The following is a 5,905-nucleotide window of genomic DNA, read 5'->3' as shown; positions in this document are numbered from 1 at the left end:
GTCGTGCTGAATACCATGCAGGCTGGTCCGAAAGCTGCAGCGCTGCTGGCAAAAGAGCAGGAAAAGAAACTGGTCCTGTATCGTGTTTACCAGCCAAGCGTGAGTCTCTACAGTGAGCAAGTGATCAGGAAGGAAGCGGCGCAGCCGGGAGAGTGGGCTTACGTCCGTATCGACAGGCTTGATGATTATCTCGAGTCTGCACCGGCTGGAAGCCGTCGTGTTATTTTCAAGCAGGCACCTGCGGCTCTGGTCGAGACGCTCGACGCACAGAATGGTAACAAGTGAGCCGGCGTTTTCTCCTGCAGGCACCTCGGCTGACGGTGGAAAAACAGAGGATGCAGTTGCGCAATCGCTACCTGCTGCTTGCGGTTATTTTTTTCCTGGCATCCGCTGGCATGCTCTTGCTGCAGTTTGGCGGTGGTTACATGGCTGCTTTTGGGATTCTGCAGCAGTTCACTCAGCAGATATTGTCTGACACCGTTTGGATGTGGCTCACTCGCTTCGGTGATGAGCGCATCCTGCTCGTCCTGACCCTGCTGTTCGCTCGCCGTAGGCCGGATATATTCTGGGCGATTATGGTCACGGCAGTGATTGGTGGCCTCTTTTCACGCGGCATCAAGATCAATGTCGATGCATTACGTCCGCCAGCGATACTCGGTGAGGAGTTGCTGCATCTTGTCGGCCCGGCACTCAAAAGCCACAGCTTTCCTTCCGGCCATACATTGTCGACATTTATTTTTTGCGGTGTGCTGTTTGTCTACACGACAGGCAGGTACAAGCAGCTGGCACTTCTGCTGCTGGCGGGCCTGATTGCGCTTAGCCGGGTTGCACTTGGTGTTCACTGGCCTATTGATCTGCTTGGCGGTGCCGCCACCGGCCTGATGGCCGCGGTGCTTGGAACCTGGGTTGTTTCTGCGTGGCAGGCAGGCCTGCGTCCGAGAGTGCACCTGGCCCTGTTGATCGTGCCTCTGCTGGCAATGATTGCGCTGCTTTCCGGTGATGATGGCAATCCACATGCTCCCTTGCTCGTTGGGGCCGTGATCGGCATCGCCCTTCTCAAGGCCTTGTACGACTACCGTGACCTGTTTGTTTCATCCCGGAAGTCTGAAAACGGCGTAGCCTGACCATTTAATCCTGATATAATCGCGTTTTTCGTCTGCATCCGTTCGACTATGCGACTAATACGCGGGCTTCATAATCTGCGCCCCGAAGATCATGGCTGCGTCGCCACTATTGGCACCTTTGATGGTGTTCACCGTGGGCACCAGGCAGTGTTCCGCTCGTTGCATGATGTCGGCAGCCGGTTGGGTCTGCATTCGACCGTGATTACCTTCGAACCGCAGCCAACCGAGTATTTTAGTCCCGACGAAGCGCCCGCGCGCCTGACGCGTTTACGCGAAAAACTGCAGGTGTTACAAGCGTGTGGAGTTGACTCGGTGCTCGTGCTGGAGTTCTCTCGGCGGCTTGCTTCGATGGGAGCAGAGACCTTCATCGACGAGATCCTGGTACGTGGTCTTGGCGTTGAGCACCTCTACGTGGGTGATGATTTTCGTTTTGGACGTGCACGCAGTGGCAACGCCTCGATGCTGCGTGATGCCGGTGAGCTGCATGGTTTCGCGGTAGACGATATGGATACGCACATGATTGATGGCGAGCGAGTCAGCTCCACGCGTATACGCCAGTGTCTCGCGGATGATGATCTTGAGACTGCCACAGCACTGCTTGGCCGGCCCTATTCAATCTGCGGGCGAGTCTCGCATGGTGACAAGCGTGGACGTACGATCGGTTTTCCGACGCTGAATATCCCGGCACACCGACGCAAGACGCCGTTGCACGGTGTCTACGCGGTACGCGTGAACGGGCTTGGGGACAAGCCGATCGAGGGTGTTGCAAATATCGGCAGGCGACCGACTGTCGATGATGGCAAAGAAGTCATCCTGGAAGTGCACCTGTTTAACTTCGACAGGGAAGTTTACGGGATACATATCGAGGTGGAATTTGTTGCACACCTGCGCAACGAGATAAAATTTGACTCGTTTGAAGATTTGAAAAAGCAGATAAATAGAGACGTCATTCATGCGCAGGAAGCGCTGGAGAAGAGTTGAACCGTTTAAAAAATTGATACAGACCTGAGAACTATTGTGAGTAACTACAAAGAGACCCTGAATTTGCCAAAAACAGCCTTTCCGATGAAGGGCAACCTGGCGCAACGTGAACCCACGCTGCTGCACCATTGGGAGCAGACAGGTCTCTATGAAAAGATTCGCGAGGCCTGCAAGGGGCGCCCGACATTCATTCTGCACGATGGACCTCCCTACGCGAATGGCGAGATTCACATCGGCCATGCGGTCAACAAGGTACTGAAAGATATTATCGTCAAGTCACGTACCCTGGATGGCTATGATGCGCCATACGTACCCGGCTGGGACTGTCATGGCCTGCCAATCGAACTTCAGGTCGAAAAGAAAGTTGGCAAGCCGGGCAAAAAGGTCACCGCGGCCGAGTTCCGCAAGGCGTGTCGTACTTATGCAACCAAGCAGGTCGATGGCCAGCGCGAAGATTTCAAGCGTCTTGGCGTCTTTGGCGACTGGGACAATCCTTACCTGACGATGCAGTACCAGGTCGAGGCGGAGATCATCCGTTCGCTGGGGCACATTGTAGACAACGGCCATCTGCACGAGGGAGCCAAGCCGGTGCACTGGTGTACCGATTGTGGTTCTGCACTTGCCGAGGCCGAGGTCGAATACAAGGACAAGCAGTCACACGCAATCGATGTGCGATTCAATGTGATTGACGAGGAAGCATGTTTCACACGCTGTCACTCGGTGCCTGATCGCCATGGCGAAGGCCCGATGTCGGTTGTGATCTGGACCACCACGCCGTGGACATTGCCCGCCAACCAGGGTGTTGCCTTCAATCCCGCGCTTGAGTACGCCATCGTTCAGGTTGAGAGCGATGCGGGCAAAGAGCGCCTGATGGTTGCCGAGGGCATGCTGAAGGAGACCATGGACCGCTGGAATATCGAGCGCTGCCATGTACTCGCCTATGGAAAGGGCGGCGAATTCGAAAACCTGATGCTGCAGCATCCATTCTATGATCGACAGGTGCCGATTATTCTCGGTGAACATGTCACGCTCGAGACTGGTACCGGTGCCGTGCATACAGCACCTGGCCATGGTGTCGAGGATTTCGTTGCCGGACAGTATTACGACCTGCCGGTCGATAATCCCGTCGACAGTCATGGTGTGTTTGTTGAAGGCACAGAACTGTTTGCCGGCGAACACGTGATGAAGGCCAATGCTCACGTCATCGACGTGCTGCGCGAACGCGGCGCACTGCTGCGTGAAGAGGCGCTGATGCACAGCTATCCGCACTGCTGGCGTCACAAGACACCGATTATTTTCCGTGCTACTCCACAGTGGTTTATCAGCATGGAGCAGAATCGCTTGCGCAAGGCCGCACTGGAAGAGATCAAAAAGGTGCACTGGATGCCTGCATGGGGCCAGGCACGTATCGAGGGCATGGTCGAGGGACGTCCTGACTGGTGTATCTCGCGCCAGCGTACGTGGGGCGTTCCGATCACACTGTTTATTCACCGTCAGACTGGCGAATTGCACCCGAATACAGCCGAACTCATCGAACGTGTTGCGGCAGAGGTCGAGCAGCAGGGGATCGAGGCGTGGTTCTCTCTCGATGTTGAGGCATTCCTCGGTGAAGATGCAGCTGACTATGACAAGGTGACTGATACGCTGGATGTGTGGTTCGATTCGGGTGTAACCCATGCCGCAGTCCTGAATCTGCGTGATGACCTGCATGCGCCTGCAGACCTCTACCTCGAGGGCTCCGATCAGCACCGTGGCTGGTTCCAGTCATCCCTGATGACATCGACTGCCATGTATGGGCATGCACCTTACAAGAGTGTGCTTACCCACGGATTTACCGTCGATGCCAACGGCCGCAAAATGTCCAAGTCCGAGGGTAACGTGCTGCAGCCGCAGAAAGTGATGAAGAACCTGGGTGCGGACATCATTCGTTTGTGGGTGGCAGCAACCGATTATCGCGGTGAGATGAACGTCTCCGAAGAGATTCTCAAGCGCACTGCCGATGCCTATCGACGCATCCGCAACACATCGCGCTACCTGCTGTCGAACCTCGATGGTTTTGATCCATCAGCCAACATAGTGCCGGCCGACAGCATGGTTGCACTCGATCGCTGGGCGGTCGCGCGTGCTGCGCAGTTGCAGGACGAGATCATCGAAGCTTACCGTGACTACAGTTTTCACCTGATTTTCCAGAAGATTCATAACTTCTGTGTCACGGACATGGGGGGCTTCTACCTGGATGTCACCAAGGACCGGCAGTACACCTGCCAGGCAGATAGTCATGCACGGCGTTCAGCACAAACCGCCATGTATCACATTGCCGAAGCGCTGGTTCGCTGGCTTTCGCCAATCCTCAGCTTTACCTCTGAAGAGATCTGGCAGCACCTACCGGGTGAGCGCAGCGACTCCGTTTTTCTCGAAACCTGGTATGAGGGGCTGTTCAATCTGAATGACACTGATGTGGTTAGCACAGAACAGTGGCAGCAGATCATTCGTGCACGTTCTGCTACCGGCAAACTGCTCGAACAGGCACGCAAGGACGGAGCCATCGGTTCATCGCTGGATGCCGAGGTGGTTCTCAGTTGTGAAGGTGAACTGCATGATGCCCTGGCTGCTCTTGGCGATGAGTTGCACTTTGTGCTCATTACCTCGAAAGCATCCGTTGTCACTGGCGATGCAGACACGGGTGTTGACACTGAGCTGAGTGGATTGCGGGTGACAGTGACACCGTCTGCTGCTGCCAAGTGCGATCGTTGCTGGCACCACAGCGAGGATGTTGGTGCTAATGCCGATCATCCCGAGCTTTGCGGCAGGTGCGTGACCAATGTTAGCGGTGAGGGTGAAGAGAGAGTATTTGCCTGATGCTGCGCTGGCTGTGGCTGTCTCTGCTGGTTGTTGTCATCGATTTGGCGACAAAACTTTGGGTCGAGGCGAGTTTCGAATTCAGGGAGCAGTTGCCTGTAATTGACGGCTTCTTCAACCTGACGCTCGTATATAACAAGGGAGCTGCATTCAGTTTTCTTGCCGATGCGGGTGGCTGGCAGCGCTGGTTTTTCGTGGTGCTGTCGGTAGTGATATCCATCGGGCTGGTCGTATGGCTCAGGCGTATGCAACCACATGAGCGTGTTGTTGCTGTGGGTGTGAGCCTTGTGCTCGGGGGTGCTATCGGCAACCTGATTGATCGTGTGCTCTATGGCCAGGTTATCGATTTTCTACTCTTCTATTATGATCACTGGAGTTGGCCCGCATTCAACGTGGCTGACAGTGCTATCGTCCTGGGTGTCGGATTTCTGCTTTTCGATGCCTTCTTCCAGAAACAGTCAGAGCTCCCTCCTGAGAGAGGTTGAAGTTCCACCTTGGTTAATAATAAAAACTATTAATAGTTAGTATAAGCATTGCGAATTAGATAATTTAAGTAATTACTTATATTCTTATTGTCACTGAGACGGCGCGCGATACTTCCGGATCACGAAACGATTGAAACATGAAAACTCTCTTGGAGATTGAAATGAAAAAGATTATTACAGCAGCTGCAATCGCAGCGATCATGGGTGCTTCTTCAGCTGCAGTAGCAGAATGGGACATGCCTTTCTTTGGTGATGACAACGACAGCAGCTACTACAACGACAACCGTTGGAACAACGACGGTTATGGTTACGGAGACGGTCGTGGTTCTGGTCGTGGTCGTGGCAAAGGCCGTGGCAGCTTCAACATGAACTTCGATGCTGATGCTGATACCGATTGGGAAGGCGATGCTGACAACTCTTACTACGGTCGTGGCTACAACAACTGGGACAACCGTT

Annotated in this window: 4 protein-coding genes and 2 pseudogenes; all 6 read left to right on the top strand. The window is 54.3% G+C overall.

Translation table 11 applies throughout. The features are described from left to right. Positions 1 to 285: pseudogene (locus BOW51_RS06800) on the top strand (hypothetical protein); the annotation flags it as partial. Continuing rightward, the gene (locus BOW51_RS06795) at positions 282 to 1,124 is read left to right on the top strand and encodes a phosphatase PAP2 family protein (protein ID WP_135568116.1); all 843 of its coding nucleotides are present in this window, start codon (positions 282 to 284) and stop codon (positions 1,122 to 1,124) included. The pseudogene BOW51_RS06800 and the gene BOW51_RS06795, both read left to right, overlap by 4 nt. A gap of 48 nt (positions 1,125 to 1,172) precedes the next feature. Continuing rightward, positions 1,173 to 2,105 (top strand): bifunctional riboflavin kinase/FAD synthetase, encoded by a 933-nt coding sequence (ribF, locus tag BOW51_RS06790; RefSeq protein WP_078477032.1) that lies wholly within the window; start codon positions 1,173 to 1,175, stop codon positions 2,103 to 2,105. Positions 2,106 to 2,141: 36 nt separating this feature from the next. Beyond that, positions 2,142 to 4,964, top strand: coding sequence for an isoleucine--tRNA ligase (ileS, locus tag BOW51_RS06785; protein ID WP_078477031.1), 2,823 nt, complete (start codon positions 2,142 to 2,144; stop codon positions 4,962 to 4,964). Beyond that, positions 4,964 to 5,449: a signal peptidase II gene (gene lspA / locus BOW51_RS06780; RefSeq protein ID WP_078477030.1), complete on the top strand. Its 486-nt coding sequence runs from the start codon at positions 4,964 to 4,966 to the stop codon at positions 5,447 to 5,449. Before ileS ends, lspA begins: the two co-directional genes overlap by 1 nt. Positions 5,450 to 5,610: 161 nt before the next feature. Next, positions 5,611 to 5,905, top strand: a pseudogene (locus BOW51_RS06775) (hypothetical protein); the annotation flags it as partial.

The sequence above is a fragment of the Solemya elarraichensis gill symbiont genome (genome assembly GCF_002021095.1).
GTDB lineage: Bacteria > Pseudomonadota > Gammaproteobacteria > Chromatiales > Chromatiaceae.
Note: the sequence above shows the minus strand (reverse complement) of the source record. Positions and strands in the feature narration are given on the sequence as shown.

Bases quoted from the DNA above. Each gene is read 5' to 3' on its own strand.
- lspA (WP_078477030.1), top strand. From the start codon at position 4,964: ATGCTGCGCTGGCTGTGGCTGTCTCTGCTGGTTGTTGTCATCGATTTG.
- ribF (WP_078477032.1), top strand. From the start codon at position 1,173: ATGCGACTAATACGCGGGCTTCATAATCTGCGCCCCGAAGATCATGGC.